Consider the following 17893-nt stretch of genomic DNA (forward strand, 5'->3'; position numbering starts at 1 on the left):
TCCGTTTAATCAGGGTTTGTATTCATCCAAAGTCGCATCACAATAACGAAAACCAATAACTAGACGTGACGCTCTGCGTGATAAGATGATCTTACAAGCGGGCCACTTTCAACGTGTTCAATACCTAATTTTTCGCCAATCTCTTTGTATTCAGCAAAAAGGTCGGGGTGAACCCACTCCACTACCGGATGGTGCATTTTTGTAGGCTGCATGTACTGGCCAATGGTAAGTACATCAACGTTATGATCCACGCAGTCCTGCATCAGTTCAATAACCTCTTCCCGGGTTTCTCCCAACCCAACCATAATTCCAGTTTTGGAACGAACTCCCTGAGCTTTAACTCTTTTTAAAAGTTCCAGTGAACGTTCGTATTTAGCCTGGGGTCGAACTGTTCTGTAGAGTCTTGGTACTGTCTCCAGGTTATGACTTAAAACATCAGGAGGGGTATCGATCACCGTTTGCAGTGCATCCCATACTCCTCTAAAATCCGGAATTAACGACTCAATGGTTACGCCGTCAATCGTTTCGCGAAGCACTTTATGACATTCTGCAAAAATTGGAGCTCCGCCATCTTTGCGTTCATCGCGGTTTACTGAAGTGAGAACAACGTGTTTTAGTTTCATTTTTGCAGCAGCATCAGCAACACGGCGAGGCTCATCCCAATCGAGTCCCTGAACCGGCCGACCGGTTTTAACAGCACAGAATGAGCATGACCGCGTACAAACATCACCTAAAATCATAAAGGTAGCCGTTCCGGCTCCCCAGCATTCGCCCATATTTGGACAGCGCGCTTCGGAACAAACGGTGTTTAGATTATTGTCGCGAATGGTCTGTGAAACTTCTTTAAACTTCTCACCGGATGGCAGTTTAACCCTTAACCAATCAGGTCGCCGGTTAGAAGGTCCTTTTTTGTCAATTATTTCAAGTTCTTTAATCATAACACAATCTGTCTTCGCCGTTATTCGGCTTTTTATTTAAGTGTACTAAGGTAAGAAAATTGTTGCTCGGGTTCAGGTTTTTGCTCTTTCAGATTTATCGAAACATCAAATATTTCGCTAAAGTGCTCAACCAAACACTCTTTTACATTTTCGGGGTCGATGTAGCTCTCCGTTAGATCAGCTAAACTGGTAACAGACTTATCGCTTATGCCGCATGGCACTATATGGTCGAAGTAGGAGAGATCGGTATTTACGTTGAAGGCAAAACCGTGCATGGTTACCCATCTCGAACAACGTATTCCCATAGCGCATATCTTTTGTTGACTTACCCAAACACCGGTTAGTCCATCAATTCTACCTGCTTTTATTCCGAAATCGGCGCAGGTACGAATGATTACCTCTTCCAGGAAGCGAAGATATTTATGGATATCGGTAAAATGACGATCCAAGTCGAGAATGGGATAGCCTACAATCTGGCCCGGGCCGTGATAGGTGATGTCACCACCGCGATCGATTTCAATATATTCTGCCTCTATTTGCGAAAGCTCTTCAATGGCTTTCAGAAGATGGGAGGAATCGCCGCTTTTTCCAAGGGTATAGACATGCGGATGCTCCACAAAAAGGAGTATGTCATTACTTTTATAGGTGTCTAAGAGTCCGTCACGGATATTTCGTTTCTGAGTGATTAATCCGTGCTGCAACTTTTTTTGAAGATCCCAAACAGGGCGGTAGGGTGCATTGCCCAAGTCATATACATCGATATACTTCATCATAGCCGGAAAGATAATTAAAATTCTGCATAATTAATCTTCCCGGTCTATGAATCATTACCACATAGTAATTCGTTTTACTTTACTCTTTAATTTTAAAGTATACAGGCAGTGAAAATTGAACTCTGACCGGTTTACCTCGCTGCAGTCCTGGCGTAAATTCTGCTTGTCGGATTACACGAAGCGCCTCTTCATCACAACCCCCTCCTATTCCTCTAATCACCCGGGGGTCTTCTACCTCGCCCATTTCGTTTACAACAAACTGAATATGAACACGACCTTCAATACCTGCCTTTCGGGCTAATTCCGGATATCTTACTTTTGACTGTAACTCCATCAAGTCCCCTTTTAGTTTAGGCATCTCTTCTACAAACACGAAGAAATCCTCTTCCTCCTCTTCATCTTTTTCTTCTTCTGCTGATGGAGGTGGTGGGGGCGGTAATTTGCTTTCGGAGAAAATATCCAGCTCGGAATCTATTTCGATATTAATATCTTCGATAATTTCATCGTTGGGTACTTCAACCGGAACCGGTGGGCGGGGTGGCGGCGGAATTTCAGGCTGCTGCCGCGTCTGTACAATTTCCTCCACAACGACCTCTTCCTGAGTTTCTACAACATAATTCTCTTCTTCCTGTGTCGGCACAAAATCAATCCGAAACAGAATGATGAATATCAGAAGAGCCACTATTAAACCTGTTTCCCATAAAATGGTATAGTAGTTACGAAGGTCTAACTCTTTTTTCTTTTTCCCTTCAATTCCGGGCTTATTATTCTTTGCTTCCATATCCAACCTCTCATCTTTTCTACGATAGCTTGTTATGTGACTTATTTTTACTCTCTATTCTCAATTTAGTACATAATTGTAAAGAAACGATGTACTATTTATAGTTTAATACCTTTTTATCTAAAAATAAATGGAAATAAAAAAAGGCGGGTCGTTAAACCTGCCTTTTTTAAAAATATTCACGAATCTTGGCCCGTGAAATCAATACCGATATATAAATCAGCGCTTATTTCTTCTTCGGCTTGGATCCGAGGTGAACTCCTTCTCCGTACGCCTCAGCCACAGCTTCCATCACCGCTTCACTCATCGTTGGATGTGGATGAACCGCGCTGATGATTTCGTGTCCGGTGGTTTCGAGATCGCGCGCCACAACGGCTTCAGCGATCAGTTCAGTAACATGTGAACCGATCATATGGCAACCTAGCCATTCACCGTATTTCGAGTCAAAAACAACTTTTACAAAGCCTTCTTCGTGACCAAGACCAGAAGCTTTTCCACTGGCAGAGAATGGGAATTTGCCGACCATCACGTCGTATCCTTCCTCTTTCGCTTGCTCTTCGGTCATTCCTACAGAAGCAATTTGCGGCTCGCAATAGGTACAGCCAGGAATATTGTTGTAGTTAATCGGATGAGGATTTTCGCCGGCCAGTTGCTCTACGCAAACCGTAGCTTCATGAGAAGCTTTGTGAGCCAGCCATGGAGCACCGATCACATCACCGATGGCGTAAATACCGTCAGCATCGGTTTTGTAAGTGCTCATGTCTACTTTAATAGCGCCTTTTTCGGTTTTCACACCGGCTTTTTCAAGACCGATATCTTCAATATTTCCGGTAACACCCACGGCAGAAAGAACCACATCGGCTTCCACCTCTTCGGTACCTTTCTTGGTCTTAATGGTCGCTTTTACGCCTTTCCCTTTCTTTTCTACTTTTTCAACCGAACTTTCGGTAAAGATATTAATTCCTTTCTTCTTGTAGATCTTGCCGAGCTCTTTCCCAACATCTTTATCCTCAACAGGAACCAGCGTTTTCTGGAGTTCAACCAGGGTCACTTCTGTACCAATGGAGTTGTAGAAATAGGCGAACTCAACGCCAATGGCTCCGGCCCCGATAATCACCATCTTCTTTGGCTGCTTATCAAGCTGCATTGCTTTTTCGGAATCGATGATCATTTCGCCATCGATCTCAAGATTTGGAAGCTGACGCGGACGAGCACCTGTTGCAACGATAAAGTGCTTCGCTTTTACAGTCTCCTGTTCTTTTCCTTTTTCATCCTGAATAGCCAGCTCTTTATTCGATTTGAATACGCCGGTTCCATTCAGTACTTCAATTTTATTGGCTTTCATTAAAAACTGAACGCCTTTGCTCATCTTGTCGGCAACACCGCGGCTTCTTTTAATCATCCCTTCAAAGTTAGGGGAGAACTCTTTTACATCCACTCCATAGTCTGAAGCGTGTGAAACCGTTTCAATTACTTCTGCTGAACGAAGGAGCGCCTTGGTTGGAATACAACCAATATTCAGGCAAACACCGCCTAAAAATCTCTTTTCTACAATTGCAGTTTTAAAGCCCAGTTGAGAAGCGCGAATGGCGGCTACATAACCACCAGGTCCACTTCCAATTACACAAACGTCGAATTCTTTTGCCATGTCGAATTAAGATCTTATGATTTCAATAGTTATTACAGGACCATCCTCTATTCCAAAAATCAGCCCTGCTGCTTGAATACGTATTTAAACAGCACATAAAGTTACGGAATCTAATTCAGATAATTAAATGGATCGACGAGCCAATTCATGATTACAAACCCACGTCACTTTTGACTTTAATAGGAAGTTAAAATTCAGCTATTTTACAGGTTCAATTTATTCATTTATCAAGCCGAACTTATGCGAATTCAAACCATTCTTTTTTCAGTCATCTCTCTCGTTTTGTTTTCAGCCTGCACCAACCAAAACACTCGAATTGAGTCGCCGGGAAGCGCCAACAGCATCGAATTTTTCCTCGATGAAGGAGTCCCCTACTACGCAGTTCAACATGGAGACTCTCCGGTCATAACTTCATCCCGGTTAGGGTTTGAGTTACAGGATCAACCGGCTTTGGATGGCGGATTTGAGATCTCATCTGTTGAAAAATCCTCTTTTGACGAAACCTGGACACAGGTTTGGGGTGAAAAAGAAGAGATACGGAATCACTACAACGAACTAAAAGTAACCCTGAAAGAGACCGAAGAGCCAAACCGTGAACTATCCGTCGTTTTCCGCGCTTACGATGACGGTATCGGTTTCCGGTACGAATTCCCCGATCAATCCAATCTGCAGGAGTTCAATATTATGGATGAACTCACCGAATTTAACATGACCGGTGACCACGAAAGCTGGTGGATCGGCGCACTTCAGTGGAACCGGTATGAGTACCTGCCCGAGCACACCCGTCTGGCTGAAGTGGATACCGTAGTTACTCCATTCACCATGAAAACGGAAGACGGCCTGTATCTGGCTTTGCACGAAGCAGCTTTGGTTGACTACTCAACGATGAATATTGAGCATACCGGGGATAACCAATTGAAAGCCAACCTGATCCCCTGGCATGATGGCGTTCTGGTTCGCGCATCCACGCCATTCAAAACGCCGTGGAGAACACTTCAAATAGGTGAACAAGCCGGAGATTTGGTCGAGTCATATCTGACTCTGAACCTGAATGAACCAAATAAAATTGAAGATACTTCGTGGATTGAACCCGCAAAATATGTAGGCATCTGGTGGGAAATGCACCTCGACAAATCTACATGGGGATCCGGACCCATTCACGGCGCCACAACCGAAAACGCGATGAAGTATATTGATTTTGCCGCAGAGCACGGTTTTGACCACGTGTTGGTTGAAGGCTGGAATCCCGGCTGGGACGGCGATTGGTTTGCTGACGGTGTTGTGTTCGATTTCACCCGCCCGATGGACGACTTTGATCTGGAACAGGTTGCCGAATATGCTCTCGATAATGGAGTAAGACTGATGGGGCATCACGAAACATCCGCTTCTGTGGAACACTATGAAGGCCAGATGGAAGAGGCTTTCCAGCTATATGAAGAGCTGGGAGTTCGATCTGTTAAAATGGGATATGTGGGTCACGGACAGGAGATTTTCTGGACCGATGAGGATGGCAACCGAAATTATGAATGGCATCACGGGCAACACATGGTTCGTCATCATCAAAAAGTAGTGGAGTTGGCAGCGAAATATAACATATCCCTGAACGTACATGAGGGCGTAAAAGACACCGGGCTTCGCAGAACCTGGCCCAACCTGATGACCCGGGAAGTAGCCCGCGGGCAAGAGTACAATGCATGGGGAAGCGGTGAGAATGTATGGGACGGTCCCGGAAATCCACCCAATTATGTAACCATTTTACCATTCCACCGGAATCTTGCCGGACCGTTTGACTACACACCGGGAATTGTAGACCTACTTTTTGATGAGTACAAACCGGATAATCGCATCAACCACACACTGGCGAAGGAGCTTGCTCTCTATGTAGTCATTTACAGTCCGCTGCAAATGGCGGCCGATCTGCCTGAAAATTACGAAGAGCGTTCCGATGCCCTTCAGTTTATCAAGGATGTTCCGGCTGACTGGCACGATACCAAAGTGCTGAACGGTGAGATAGGAAAGTATATCACCACGGTTCGAAAAGACCGAGACAGTGAGGACTGGTACTTGGGCAGCATCACCGATGAGGAACCTCGCGAGTTTACCTTTACACTCGACTTTTTGAATGATGGAGACTCGTACATCGCTCAAATTTATCGTGACAGTGAAGATGCCGACTGGGATTCCAATCCTTACGGGTTTGTAGTTGAGGAGATGGAGGTGGATTCAGACACTGAGTTTACCGTTAACCTTGCGCCGGGTGGCGGACAAGCCGTTCGGTTTATGCATGTGAGTGAATAATAGAATTACTGGTCATGAATGACCGTCTCGCATATTAAGCCCCAGATTTGGGGCTTTTTTATACAACATACTAAACATCAAAAACCATTCATGGATTTAACACAAGAGCGCGGAATTCATCCCGGTTTCTCTTTCGTGATATTCCTCCCCTCTCGAGAGGGGATTGAGGGGTGTGTTTAATTGATTTATACGTTTAAACATTGCCTTCCCACTTTGCCACGGAACCACGGATTAACACCGAAAATTCTATGCTTTTCCGTGGCTAATTCAAATCTCCTTCTCCATAAAAAACATTCGGGGTTCACCATAAGAGAATCCGGCTCGTTCATAGAGATTCCGGGCCCGATTATCTTCCCGAACTTCAAGAGTGACTTTGCAGCAGTTCTCTTTTATTGCTTTTCGCTCCACTTCAGCCAACAGTGCCTCTCCGATTCCATTTCCGCGAAACTGTGGATTTACCGCCAGATCGTGAATATTGATCACCTTTTGGGCTTTAAATGTGGAAAAACTGTACACACAATTAGCAACACCGGCCGGCTGATCATCCATAAATGCTAAAAACCCTACATAGGATGGGAATTCTTTCAAGCGACCAATCAATTGCTTCTTAACATTTTCATCCAACGGCCGCTTCATACCCATGGCATCTCTGGCATACTGATCGGTACTGAACAAAACAGCTTCTGCATGTTTTGGGTTATTCAAATCGGTCTCAACAATTACCAACTCCTTCATACCTGGATTTGTTTGAATTTTATCTTTTTGTAATTTTTTAAATTGTTCCGGCGGAAACATTTGCAGTTGTAAACCATAAAAATAGCAGAAACCATTACAAATCATAGATTGACAGACATGAAGATTCGATACATTCTATCATTACTAATAACAATTCTGCTGATTCTTACATCTTGCGACTCCGGTTCTGTTACCGATACAGACGAAAATGAATTTTCGTTCGATCACGAAATCAACCCGGGTCAGTCGGCCACGGAATTTCTGACTGATGATGATTTTGAACGTTTGGTTATTCAGGTTCAATATATGCAGGGATATGAACCGACGCAGGAAGGACTCCAAAATCTGGAATCATTTCTAAGTGACCGGTTGAATAAATCAACTGTTACAATAATGGAACCGGAAGAAATACCGGCTTCCGGCGAGAGTTCCTACACAGCGAATGATATTCGCGATCTGGAGCGTGAACACCGAACTCAGTTCTCTTCAGAAAATGAAATTGCAGCTTATTTTATTATTGTGGACGGAGAGTATAGTGAAAGTGATGTTCTCGGTATTGCCCATTTCAATACATCCATGGCACTCTTCGGGCCAAAGTTTAATGAAGTGAGCAGCGGAATTGGGAGCCCTTCTAAAGAGGATGTCGAGACTATTGTATTGAGGCATGAATTTGGGCACATCTTAGGGCTTGTAAATAATGGGGTGGATATGCAAACCAACCATCAGGATACAGATAACGGCCGTCACTGCGACAACGATCAATGTCTGATGTTCTACGCTTTCCGTAATGCTGATCTGTTCGCTAATATTTTTGGAGGAAATATTCCTGAACTGGATGAAAATTGTGTGGCGGATTTACAGGCAGTGGGCGGGAAGTAGTATAGCCCGGTCATGAATGACCGGCTCGTGTATTAAGCCCCACAGCTTTGGTGCTTTTTGCTCATCAAAATCTTGCTATTGAAAAACCCATTCATGGGTTTCATGCACGAGCCTGCCTGCGCTTTAGCTTTGGAAGGCAGGCCGGGGATTTATCCCCGGGAAAACTTATGAAAACCGATCTGCAAGCCGATTTATCAGGTATCCGCTCTCCTTCAGTGCCTGTGAGGCAAAACTGCCAAAGAAGTCTGTAACCGATTCAAACTCTTTGATAAAGCCAGATTTGTCATCCTTCTCAACCATCTCCATCAGTTTTTTCTGATGGTTGAAAAAGGTAAGAAGCAGTTCCCGACGCTCTTTATTGGCAAACACAATATCCGCATAAAGTTCAGCGTCCTGGGCAAATATCCGTCCGGTCATCATCAGCTCCGCGCGGTAAATTGGACTGGAGTACTCCAACATCTCCTCCGGATTCAAATCATACTCTTTCATAAACGATCCGTGCAGCAGGGCCACAAAGTGCCTTAATCCCTGAACCAGGTTCATCACATGGTCGTGTTTTTCCGGCTCCGCATCGATTACCCTCATTCCCCAAAGCCTGCACTGCTCCTTGAACCAATCCGCCTTCTCCGATTCACGGCCCGAACAAAACACCATCAGCTGCTTCGACAAGTTTGGAACTGAAGGCCCGTGCATCGGGTGAAGGCCAACAACCGGTCCGGAGTGTGCATCCAGCATCGCTTTCAACGGCTCTGATTTGTTGGATGTAAAATCAGCCAAAATCGTATCCGGTTTCAACTTCGGAGACAGTCGCCGAATTACATCCTCAGTTACCCGGATAGGCACCGTAACAATCACCATATCCAGTTTTGGTGCCATCTCCTCAAGTTGATACCAGTTTCCCTTATCAATGGAGTAGGCAATATGACCACTATTCTCCGTAAACTTCCGATACAGAGCCCCCATTCCACCTTCACCTCCCACGTACAGCACATGCTTCGGCTCTTTCGTTGAACGCGGAAAGGTTTTTGCAGACTGAGCCGCGCGGGATGATGCCATCACCATTCTCAAGAAGTCTTCAGCCCAATTCGGGTCAATTCCACGCTCTTCAGCTTTCTTTCTAAAAGCGTTGGTCTTCTCCTCCTCCCGACCCGCAACAAAGACAGGAAGCTGCTTTTCCACCTTGGTTTGAATGACTTCCTGAACAACACGATTTCTTTGCTGAAGCAGATCCAGTATTTGATTATCAATATCATCGATCTGTTCGCGTTGTTTTTTTAAGTGCTTCTGGTCAGCCATAGTGCTTTATAGTTGAATAAAAAATCCTATTTGTTCATCAAGTGCATAAAAGTAGGCTTATTCGCACAAAAATGCGCGACAGAGAATGATTTATCCCTGAATTTGTTTTATTCGGCAAATCACATTGTTATCTTAGGTTTATGTCTAATTTTAAGCTTCACTCACCCTGGGAGCCGGCCGGCGATCAGCCGAATGCCATCAAAGAATTAACCGAGGGCGTTCAAAGCAACGATAAATTTCAAACACTTTTAGGAATTACCGGATCGGGTAAAACCCGAACCGTAGCCGGTGTAATTGAGAACGTACAAAAACCCACGCTGGTAATGAGTCACAACAAGACTCTCGCCGCACAGCTCTATCGTGAGCTGAGTGACTTTTTCCCTGAAAACAGGGTGGAGTTCTTTATATCCTATTACGACTACTACCAGCCTGAAGCGTACATCTCTTCGCAGGATAAATACATTGAAAAGGATCTCTCCATCAACGAAGAAATCCAGCGGCTCCGCTTGAGAGCTACCAGTTCACTTTTATCCGGACGCCGTGATGTGATCATCGTCTCATCCGTCAGCTGTATTTACGGTATAGGTTCACCATCGGAGTACGAAAAGCTGATCATCCAGCTGAAAGTGGGTCAGGATATCCCAAGAAATACATTACTCTACGATCTGGTAGACCTTCATTATCGCCGCAGTGACCACGAATTTACTCGAGGTACTTTCCGTGTTCGCGGTGATGTTGTAGATATCTACCCAGCCTACTCCGAAGAGGGATTACGCATAACCATGTGGGGAGATGAAATTGAAAAAATGCAGGTTTTTGATGTTGAATCCGGTGACATTATCGATGATGTGGATGAATTTCGAATCTATCCCGCGTCTCACTATGTAACGACTCAAGGTCGGCTTGAAGAGTCGATTAAACAGATCAGAGATGAAATGCACTGGCGGGTTGAAGTGCTACAGGATGAACATAAATTTCTGGAAGCCAAACGACTCGAACAGCGCACACTTTTTGATATTGAGATGATGCAGGAAATTGGATACTGCTCCGGTATTGAAAACTACTCGCGCTATCTCAGTGCCCGTAAGCCGGGTGAGCGCCCTTATTGCCTGATGGACTATTTCCCTGATGATTATCTGCTTGTTGTGGATGAAAGCCACCAGACTGTTCCGCAAATCGGAGCCATGTATGGCGGTGACCGATCAAGAAAAATAGAGTTGGTGGAGCACGGATTCCGTTTACCTTCGGCCCTGGACAACCGGCCTCTCACATTCGAAGAGTGGGAGACAATGATTAATCAAGCTATTTTTGTAAGTGCGACTCCCAGTGATTATGAATTGGAAAAATCGGACGGTGTATATGTTGAGCAAATTATTCGTCCTACCGGCCTGATGGAACCCGAAATTGAAGTTCGCCCACTGGATACGCAGGTCGATGACCTTCTTGAAGAAATTCGAAAACGGGCTGAAAAGAATGAACGTGTACTCTGTATCACCTTGACCAAACGACTCAGTGAGGAGTTGAGTGAATACCTCAAGAATCTTGGTATCCCGGCGGCCTACATGCATAGCGAACTGGATGCGATGCAGCGTGTGGAAGTTCTCTACAAATTCCGCCGCGGTGATTTTAAAGTGCTTGTTGGGATCAACTTGCTTCGGGAGGGAATCGATATTCCTGAGCTGAGCCTTGTTGCCATTTTAGATGCTGATAAAGAGGGCTTTCTGCGATCTGAAACATCTCTATTCCAAATTGTGGGTAGAGCTGCAAGGAATGTTGGCGGAAAAGCCATACTCTATGCAAATAAAATTACAAAGAGCATGCAAAAAGTGATTGACGAGACGACCCGCCGCAGAAAAATTCAGGCAGATTATAACAAGGAACACGGCATTACTCCTCAAACAATCAAGAAAGAATTGAAGCCTTTAGTGGACCCTGCATTGATCTCTACACAAGATTTTACATTAGATTCAACACGTAAAGATGACCAATCTGACTACCTGGAGACGGTAAAAGTAGCTGAAGATGGAATTCAGTACAGAGCTAATCCGGCTATGAAAGAAGTTACATTTGAAAGTAAGGAGAAGTTTCTCGAATATTTACGCGAGTCGATGCTACAGTCAGCCAAGAACATGGAGTTCGAAGAGGCTGCCCGTATCCGCGACCAAATTGCAACACTTGAAAAAGAACTATAATCAATACTTTTCATGGGCAAAAAAATTGAATTTTTTAAGACGTTCGTTAAAGATCGCGACGTAGCTTCGGTGATCCCCACTTCACCGCGTTGTGTTAAAAAAGTTTGTACCAACATCGATTTCTCAAAGGATTTTACCTTGGTAGAGTACGGGCCTGGAAACGGCGCTTTTACCCACTACCTTATAGAAAACATGTCGCCAAATTCCCGGCTTATTCTGATTGAAGCCAATCAGAATTTTGTTTCGGCCCTCAAAGATTCCATTGATGACCCCAGGGTTGAAATTCACAATGTTCTCGCCGGTAATGTAGAATCGGTATTGAGTGACGAATTGATCGGCAATGTAGATTACGTACTCTCCGGCATCCCATTCTCTTTTCTCGAGTGGGACCGCAAGATTGAGGTACTGCAGGCAACCAAGAAAATTTTAAAAGATGACGGCAAATTCCTCGCTTATCAAACAAGCGGGCACCTCAAGAAGCCGGTTATGGAAGTATTTGGCAACTTTGAAACTGACTTCGAACCACTCAATATCCCACCCTATTTTATCTATAAAATTCACAAAAACGGGCACTGATTCACGCTCCGTCAGACCGCTCCATGCGGTCAGAAGGGTAAATAATTCTCAGGTTGACACCCCTCCGCCTGACCGGCGGTACTTCAGCTCAAGGGAAGACTTGTGAATCGACCTCAGATCAATTTTAACTTCTCAATAAATTACCGTCTGCCCGCTCGGAGCGGTCTGACCGGTTTTGTGTATGAATACTGATGGAAAAAAGATCATACCGCCTGAAACTCTGCTGGAAGCGTACAGCCAGGGAATTTTCCCGATGAGTGAATCACGGGATGATGGGACAGTGGGTTGGTACTCTGCCCAACAGCGCGGTATTATTCCGATGGATCGATTTAAAGTCTCATCAAATGTAGAGCGAATCATTCGCCAGAGTAGATTTAAATGCAAGGTCAACACACGTTTTCGGGATGTGGTGACTGAGTGTGCCAATCGTAAAACTACCTGGATTTCTGAACTGATCATCGATTCGTTTGAAGTGCTGTATCTGGCCGGTTACGCTCACTCTGTTGAGATGTACAATGCAAAAGGAAAACTCGCCGGTGGACTTTATGGAGTTTCTCTGGGGGCTGCTTTTTTTGGGGAGTCCATGTTTAAAAATGAGAAGGAAGCAGATAAAGTAGCACTCTGGCATTGCCATCAAATTCTGGAAAAGAACGGGTTTGAACTTTGGGATACACAATTCTATACCGATCACCTCGCTCAATTTGGATGTACTGAGATTTCTGCCGACGAGTATCAAAAACGACTGGACAGTGCGATGGAAAAAATGAATAAGGAGTTTAAAATATAGTTATCTCCCCTTGAGGGGAGTATCTGCTTTAGCTGATGAGGGGTGTTTTCATACTCGATTTATAAACAAAAAAAGACCTGTCAGGTTTTTAAAACCTGACAGGTCTTGAGGAAATCATATTATTGATAACCGTCAGACCGCTTAGAGCGGCCTGACGGGTTGTGAACTATTTTGGATCGAGAATATTCTCAATTCGGTTTTGTACATCCTGAAGGTGCACAACCGTTCTGCGATCTACCGTACGGTTCACGGCGCGATCTACTTCTGTTTTCAACGTTCTGAGCTCTTCACGCAGCAACGGTTTGATGTCGCTTCCGTTCACATCGTCATCATCACTCTCCATAAGGGATTTCACGTGATTCAGATAGGTTCGCTGAAGATTTCTGCGATAAACATCGATTGATGAATTCGAAGAAAGCTCACTCCACACGCCTTTTCGAACGTCTTCAAGCATTTCCGCAATGGTATATGCATCATCACCACGGAAAGATTCACCTTCAATCAAGCGTAACATTCGCGAGGAATTCATCACACTAGTAAGATGACGCCCCTGCAGAGATTGAATTCGCTCAACAGCGCCGGCATGTTCAATATTTCTCAGAATGTTTTCATCCAGCAGCCAATCCGGGGTTGTAAAGGCATTCTCCACCATAAACTCCATCGCTTTTTCCTGATACTCTTTGCTTACAGGGCGATAAACATTTCCATCCTGATCAGATGCAATACGCTCCATATAAACCCCGCCAATGTTGGTAATCACGTGCCCTACATAACGGCTCCACTGACCAATCAGCTCGCCATAAACCTCTTCCAGATCATCGTAACCCTGCCCCGGACGTGATGTCCACTCAACCAGGTTTGGCGTCACTCGCTGCAGGTTCATCATGCCGTACGTAGACGCCTGCACCGGATCATCAGACAGCGTTTCTGTCTGAGCAGATGGATCATAACCGGTTGATTGACCAAATCGATACATCGGATCATCGGCTTTCTCAAGAATCCACTCATTCAGCGTTGAAACTTCGTCTTCCGGTGTTTCCGCATCTGGAATGACACGATATCCCCAGTTGATGGAGTACTTGTCGTACGGGCCGATTTTACGAATGAATCGCTCTACACCGTCTCCGGGCTGGGCGATATAGTTCTGGCGCGCATAGTCCATGATGGAAGCCGACACTCCATACTGCGACGTAAACTCAGGATCTCGAAGCGACTCCACCGGATAAGAGGAGTTCGCCTTCATGTTGTGAGGCAGCCCGAGTGCATGACCAATTTCGTGTGCAATCACCTGACGGATTGCCTCTTTCAGATAGTCATCATCCACGCGCAGATTTTGTGCTTTGGAGTTGGCAGCGCCGGTTTCCAGCATCAGGCGGTTTCTGTATGACCGGATGTGATTGTGGTACCAGATAATGTCACTTCCGATAATCTCTCCGGTTCGGGGGTCAGTCATACTAGGCCCGGTGGCATTTCGAGTGGTATTGGCAATCCAGCGAACCATGTTGTAACGAATATCTTCCGGTTCAAAATCGGGATCTTCCTCTTCTGTAGGAGGAAGTTTTGCCTGAATGGCATTTTTAAATCCGGCCTCTTCAAATGTAACATTCCAGTCTTCAACCCCTTGAATCACAGCCTGACGATACTCCTCGGGAGTTCCGGGGTCTACGTAGTAAACGATCGGTTTTACCGGCTCAACCAGTTCTCCACGGGCATATGCATCAGGGTCAGAAGGTTCGAGTCTCCAGCGCCGGATAAGCGACCGTGTAGCGGCTTTCTGTTCATCAGAACCAAAATCGAGCTGAGTGACGGTAAACCATCCAACCCGGTAATCGTGATAGCGCGGACGCATCGGCTCTTTCGGTAATAGAACCATTGACTGGTTCATCAAAAGTGAGATACTATTGGTATTGGATGATGATGGCGGATTCATCGCCTCGTAGGTCATCACATGACGCACTTCCACATTTCGCGGATAGGTTCTGGCGCGCTCAATATAGCTTCGGCTGCTATCAAGCCGACGCACCTGGTAAGAGCTGCGCAACCATCCCTGAAGACCGGAAATAGCCGGCACATCCGTTTCAAACAGACTGTTTACCTCTACGACCGTTGTGGTACTGTCCGGACCGATAGCCTTTACCTCAAATGATGCTATGATCGGCTCGTAGTTGTTTGCACGAACGGATCGGGATATAGGGAGAGAGTCCGGCGCAACGCTGTTATAAAGTCGCTGCCGGATATTAATTTTGTCGTTCACCTTTTCAAAGGTAATCACCTGCTCTGCGGTTTTGGAACCGCTGCTGGTAAATCCTGAAAAATTATTGGGTACAGCTGCAACACGGCTCACCATTAGAAAATCACGGCCCAGAAGGGAATCCGGAATTTCATAGTAAATTTTGTCGCCTACAGAATGGATATCCACAACACCCTGCTGTGTTTCTGCTTCGGATGTAATCACACTGCTGTAACTTTTTGAGTCGGAGCTCTGCTCAGTTCGGGACTCGTCTGACCCGGATGCCGAAGAGGTGCTCTCCGTTGTTGCACAGGAGATCGCAAAATAACCTGTGAACAGTATGATGAATAGATTTCGTATCAAATGATTCATATATAACGTGATTCGTTTTCGGTTGATCTTATGCTATTTAATTAACAAAATGTAGAGTTCATTCACTGCAAAAGGTTGAAAAATTATTGCTAAAAACGATGCTCTTCTGCCAAAAGTCGTTTCCACTCGGGATGACGCTGAATGTAGGATTTTACAAACGGACAGATCGGAGCAATTTTCAATCCGCGTTCTTCAGCATCATCAAATGCAGACTCCATCAGCTTTGAAGCCACACCCTCACCTTCAAGGTCTTTAGGGACTTCCGTATGTGTAAAAAAGAGAACTCCCTGTTTATTCAGAATATATTCGGCAATGGCGGTGTGTCCATCGAGCTTTAGCTCATACCGGTTCTTTTCTTTGTTATTGATTACCTCTGCCATAACCCTTCCCTTTAGTTAATTGATTTGTCTGTTCTTGCCCAACTTTTCCACTTTCAGATGGGCATGCAACTACCTTCTTTTTGCAATCAAAAAGATAACCAACCCTATCAAAACGATTGCAGCCACAGGCCAGATCCAGAGAGGCAGTGTGTAGGTAACCGTTAGTCTTCCTTCGGGAGATTGATAACGGTCCGGAATAACCGGGATACCTTCCTCACTCTTCTCAAATGACTCCAAATAATCCAAAACACTCGCCCACACTTTCAACTGACGATCTCCATCCATGATAATGGCTTCATCGAGTGAAATCGCACGACCATTTTCGTCACGCAGCGTAATTGCAAGATTAGGCAACTTCTCACCAACCATCGGCAAAAACCCTGCAATGTAGTAATCCGCTACAACGTGAAACAGCTGGTCTGAATCTTTCCGTATCGGAGTAACTTCTTCTCCACTCACCAATTCTGCCCTTAAAACAGATCGAGAGGATGGAATGGGTGTTCCGACAAATGGAACGGTAAAAAGTACAGCACGGTCCGGATTGTAGATCATGTTCAAACCGGAAAATTGAAGAAAATAGTTGTCGCCCATCAGTTCTGACAGAAGTATGGACACCTCAAGAGCGTTGCGAACTTCCTGTTCCGTGAGATAGAATGAGACCATCGGATAACCGGGCGATCCGTCATCACCGGAACCGAGACCAAATGCCATCATCATGTCGTAGAAGGTAATTTCACCTTTGTTCCACACCTCCTCTCCCGGAATGATATCACTCCGAATGGCCCCGTTAGCCTGGACAGCAATATCTGCGGGACGATCCAGCACGCGATTAGCCGAATAGTTCATGGCATCCGTAATAAAATTTCCAATTGCCGATTCGCGTTGAAAATCATCCCGAACAATGGGGAAATCTGATAAGGCTACTGTCTGTCTGATATCACGAATTCCTCCATCGGTGAGATCACTCAGCCAGCTGTTTAAAATTTCTGAATATCGCTCCACTTCAGCCGCAATTTCCTCATCGGGATTTACTGTAGAATCGATCGGGATCAAAAAGGGATTGCCGTTCTCCTCATTCAATACCGAAACTTCATCCAATTCATAGCTATAACTGAGTTCCAGTCTTCCCAGAAACTGCATATAGTTTCCCGCCTGTACAATGATTGTATCACCAACATATACGGGCCCATGGAGTGCTGTGTGAGTGTGGCCACCGACAATAACATCAATCTCAGGAAGCATTTCAGCCAGTTGACGATCCTCTGCTACCCCGGAGTGGTTAATCGATATAATCAGGTCTACATCCTGTTCCTTGAGTTCCGTTACAGCTTTTTTAGCCGACTCAAACGGATCATTAAACTGAACCGGACCGGGTTGTGCCGTTTTGGATATTGCATCATTTCCGATCAAGCCGAATACACCGATCCGTAGTCCATTTTCCAGTTCTTTTACGAAGTGGTTTTGAATACCCCGTTCACTTAAGGGATGATCCTGGGGCGGCCTGACGTTGGTTCCCAGAATTACGGTTTGTTCACCGGCATCCGGATATCCTGCATCTGCCAAATAGCGCGCATAGACATCCGCACCATAATCAAACTCGTGATTGCCGATAGTAATCGCATCGTACCCCATATTTTGAAACAGGTTCAGTTCCGGAGCTAAACCCTCTCGCAATGGCAGCCAGCCAAAAGCAGGGCCGCCTAAAATATCCCCGCCCGAAAAAAGAAGAACCGACTCGCCTGCCTCCCTCTTTTCATTACGAACCATATTAATGGCTCCGGCCAGTCTGGCAATGCCTCCACCGGCTAAATTTCTATACTCAGGATGGTCATTTACTGCCGGAATTGGAATTAGATGCGAATGTTCATCATTTGTGTGCAAAATCGTAAAACGCACCTCATCCTGTTGAATTTGCTGGCCATAGATTGTAAATGCTGCACTTGATAAAAGAACTAAAAATGTAAATTTGAGTTTCAAATCTATTCGGGGCTTTTAGCAGTTATCGGTT

General features: G+C 45.2%; 14 protein-coding genes. 5 read left to right on the forward strand and 9 right to left on the reverse strand.

Going from position 1 to position 17893, the window contains the following annotated elements:
* Positions 1–59 precede the first annotated feature (59 nt).
* From lipA to lpdA, 4 genes are all read right to left on the reverse strand, one after another.
* Positions 60–938, reverse strand: a complete 879-nt coding sequence (gene lipA / locus CWD77_RS13935; protein WP_101074196.1) for a lipoyl synthase — start codon at positions 936–938, stop codon at positions 60–62.
* A 32-nt stretch (positions 939–970) separates the two neighbouring features.
* A complete protein-coding gene (gene lipB / locus CWD77_RS13940) occupies positions 971–1711 on the reverse strand; it encodes a lipoyl(octanoyl) transferase LipB (protein WP_101074197.1) in 741 nt (246 codons plus the stop codon).
* Positions 1712–1790: 79 nt separating this feature from the next.
* Entirely contained in the window at positions 1791–2492 is a 702-nt protein-coding gene (locus CWD77_RS13945; RefSeq protein ID WP_101074198.1) for an energy transducer TonB, read from the reverse strand.
* A 226-nt stretch (positions 2493–2718) separates the two neighbouring features.
* Positions 2719–4140: a dihydrolipoyl dehydrogenase gene (lpdA, locus tag CWD77_RS13950; RefSeq protein ID WP_101074199.1), complete on the reverse strand. Its 1422-nt coding sequence runs from the start codon at positions 4138–4140 to the stop codon at positions 2719–2721.
* A gap of 240 nt (positions 4141–4380) precedes the next feature.
* On the opposite strand from lpdA, the gene CWD77_RS13955 reads away from it, so the two are divergent.
* Positions 4381–6438, forward strand: a complete 2058-nt coding sequence (locus CWD77_RS13955; protein WP_101074200.1) for a glycoside hydrolase family 97 protein — start codon at positions 4381–4383, stop codon at positions 6436–6438.
* 267 nt (positions 6439–6705) lie between these two features.
* Here CWD77_RS13955 and CWD77_RS13960 read toward each other — a convergent pair whose 3' ends face one another.
* Positions 6706–7173, reverse strand: a complete 468-nt coding sequence (locus CWD77_RS13960) for a GNAT family N-acetyltransferase (protein WP_101074446.1) — start codon at positions 7171–7173, stop codon at positions 6706–6708.
* Between the two features lie 117 nt (positions 7174–7290).
* On the opposite strand from CWD77_RS13960, the gene CWD77_RS13965 reads away from it, so the two are divergent.
* Positions 7291–8052, forward strand: a complete 762-nt coding sequence (locus CWD77_RS13965) for a peptidase (protein WP_101074201.1) — start codon at positions 7291–7293, stop codon at positions 8050–8052.
* 165 nt (positions 8053–8217) lie between these two features.
* Here CWD77_RS13965 and tyrA read toward each other — a convergent pair whose 3' ends face one another.
* Positions 8218–9348: a bifunctional chorismate mutase/prephenate dehydrogenase gene (tyrA, locus tag CWD77_RS13970; protein ID WP_101074202.1), complete on the reverse strand. Its 1131-nt coding sequence runs from the start codon at positions 9346–9348 to the stop codon at positions 8218–8220.
* Between the two features lie 140 nt (positions 9349–9488).
* Here tyrA and uvrB point away from each other — a divergent pair, with 140 nt between their 5' ends.
* The 3 genes from uvrB to aat all read left to right on the forward strand — a co-directional run bounded on the left by uvrB (position 9489) and on the right by aat (position 12903).
* On the forward strand, positions 9489–11540 hold the full coding sequence (gene uvrB / locus CWD77_RS13975) for an excinuclease ABC subunit UvrB (RefSeq protein ID WP_101074203.1): 2052 nt from the start codon (positions 9489–9491) through the stop codon (positions 11538–11540).
* A 12-nt stretch (positions 11541–11552) separates the two neighbouring features.
* Positions 11553–12116 (forward strand): class I SAM-dependent methyltransferase, encoded by a 564-nt coding sequence (locus CWD77_RS13980; RefSeq protein ID WP_101074204.1) that lies wholly within the window; start codon positions 11553–11555, stop codon positions 12114–12116.
* Positions 12117–12297: 181 nt separating this feature from the next.
* The gene (gene aat, locus CWD77_RS13985) at positions 12298–12903 is read left to right on the forward strand and encodes a leucyl/phenylalanyl-tRNA--protein transferase (RefSeq protein WP_101074205.1); all 606 of its coding nucleotides are present in this window, start codon (positions 12298–12300) and stop codon (positions 12901–12903) included.
* Positions 12904–13069: 166 nt separating this feature from the next.
* On the opposite strand, the gene CWD77_RS13990 is transcribed toward aat, so the two are convergent.
* The 3 genes from CWD77_RS13990 to CWD77_RS14000 all read right to left on the reverse strand — a co-directional run bounded on the left by CWD77_RS13990 (position 13070) and on the right by CWD77_RS14000 (position 17862).
* The gene (locus tag CWD77_RS13990) at positions 13070–15505 is read right to left on the reverse strand and encodes a zinc-dependent metalloprotease (RefSeq protein ID WP_101074206.1); all 2436 of its coding nucleotides are present in this window, start codon (positions 15503–15505) and stop codon (positions 13070–13072) included.
* A gap of 89 nt (positions 15506–15594) precedes the next feature.
* A complete protein-coding gene (locus CWD77_RS13995) occupies positions 15595–15885 on the reverse strand; it encodes a GNAT family N-acetyltransferase (protein ID WP_101074207.1) in 291 nt (96 codons plus the stop codon).
* A gap of 69 nt (positions 15886–15954) precedes the next feature.
* Positions 15955–17862 (reverse strand): bifunctional metallophosphatase/5'-nucleotidase, encoded by a 1908-nt coding sequence (locus CWD77_RS14000; protein ID WP_101074208.1) that lies wholly within the window; start codon positions 17860–17862, stop codon positions 15955–15957.
* Between the last annotated feature and the right edge of the window lie 31 nt (positions 17863–17893).

The organism is Rhodohalobacter barkolensis (assembly GCF_002834295.1).
Lineage (GTDB): Bacteria > Bacteroidota > Rhodothermia > Balneolales > Balneolaceae > Rhodohalobacter > Rhodohalobacter barkolensis.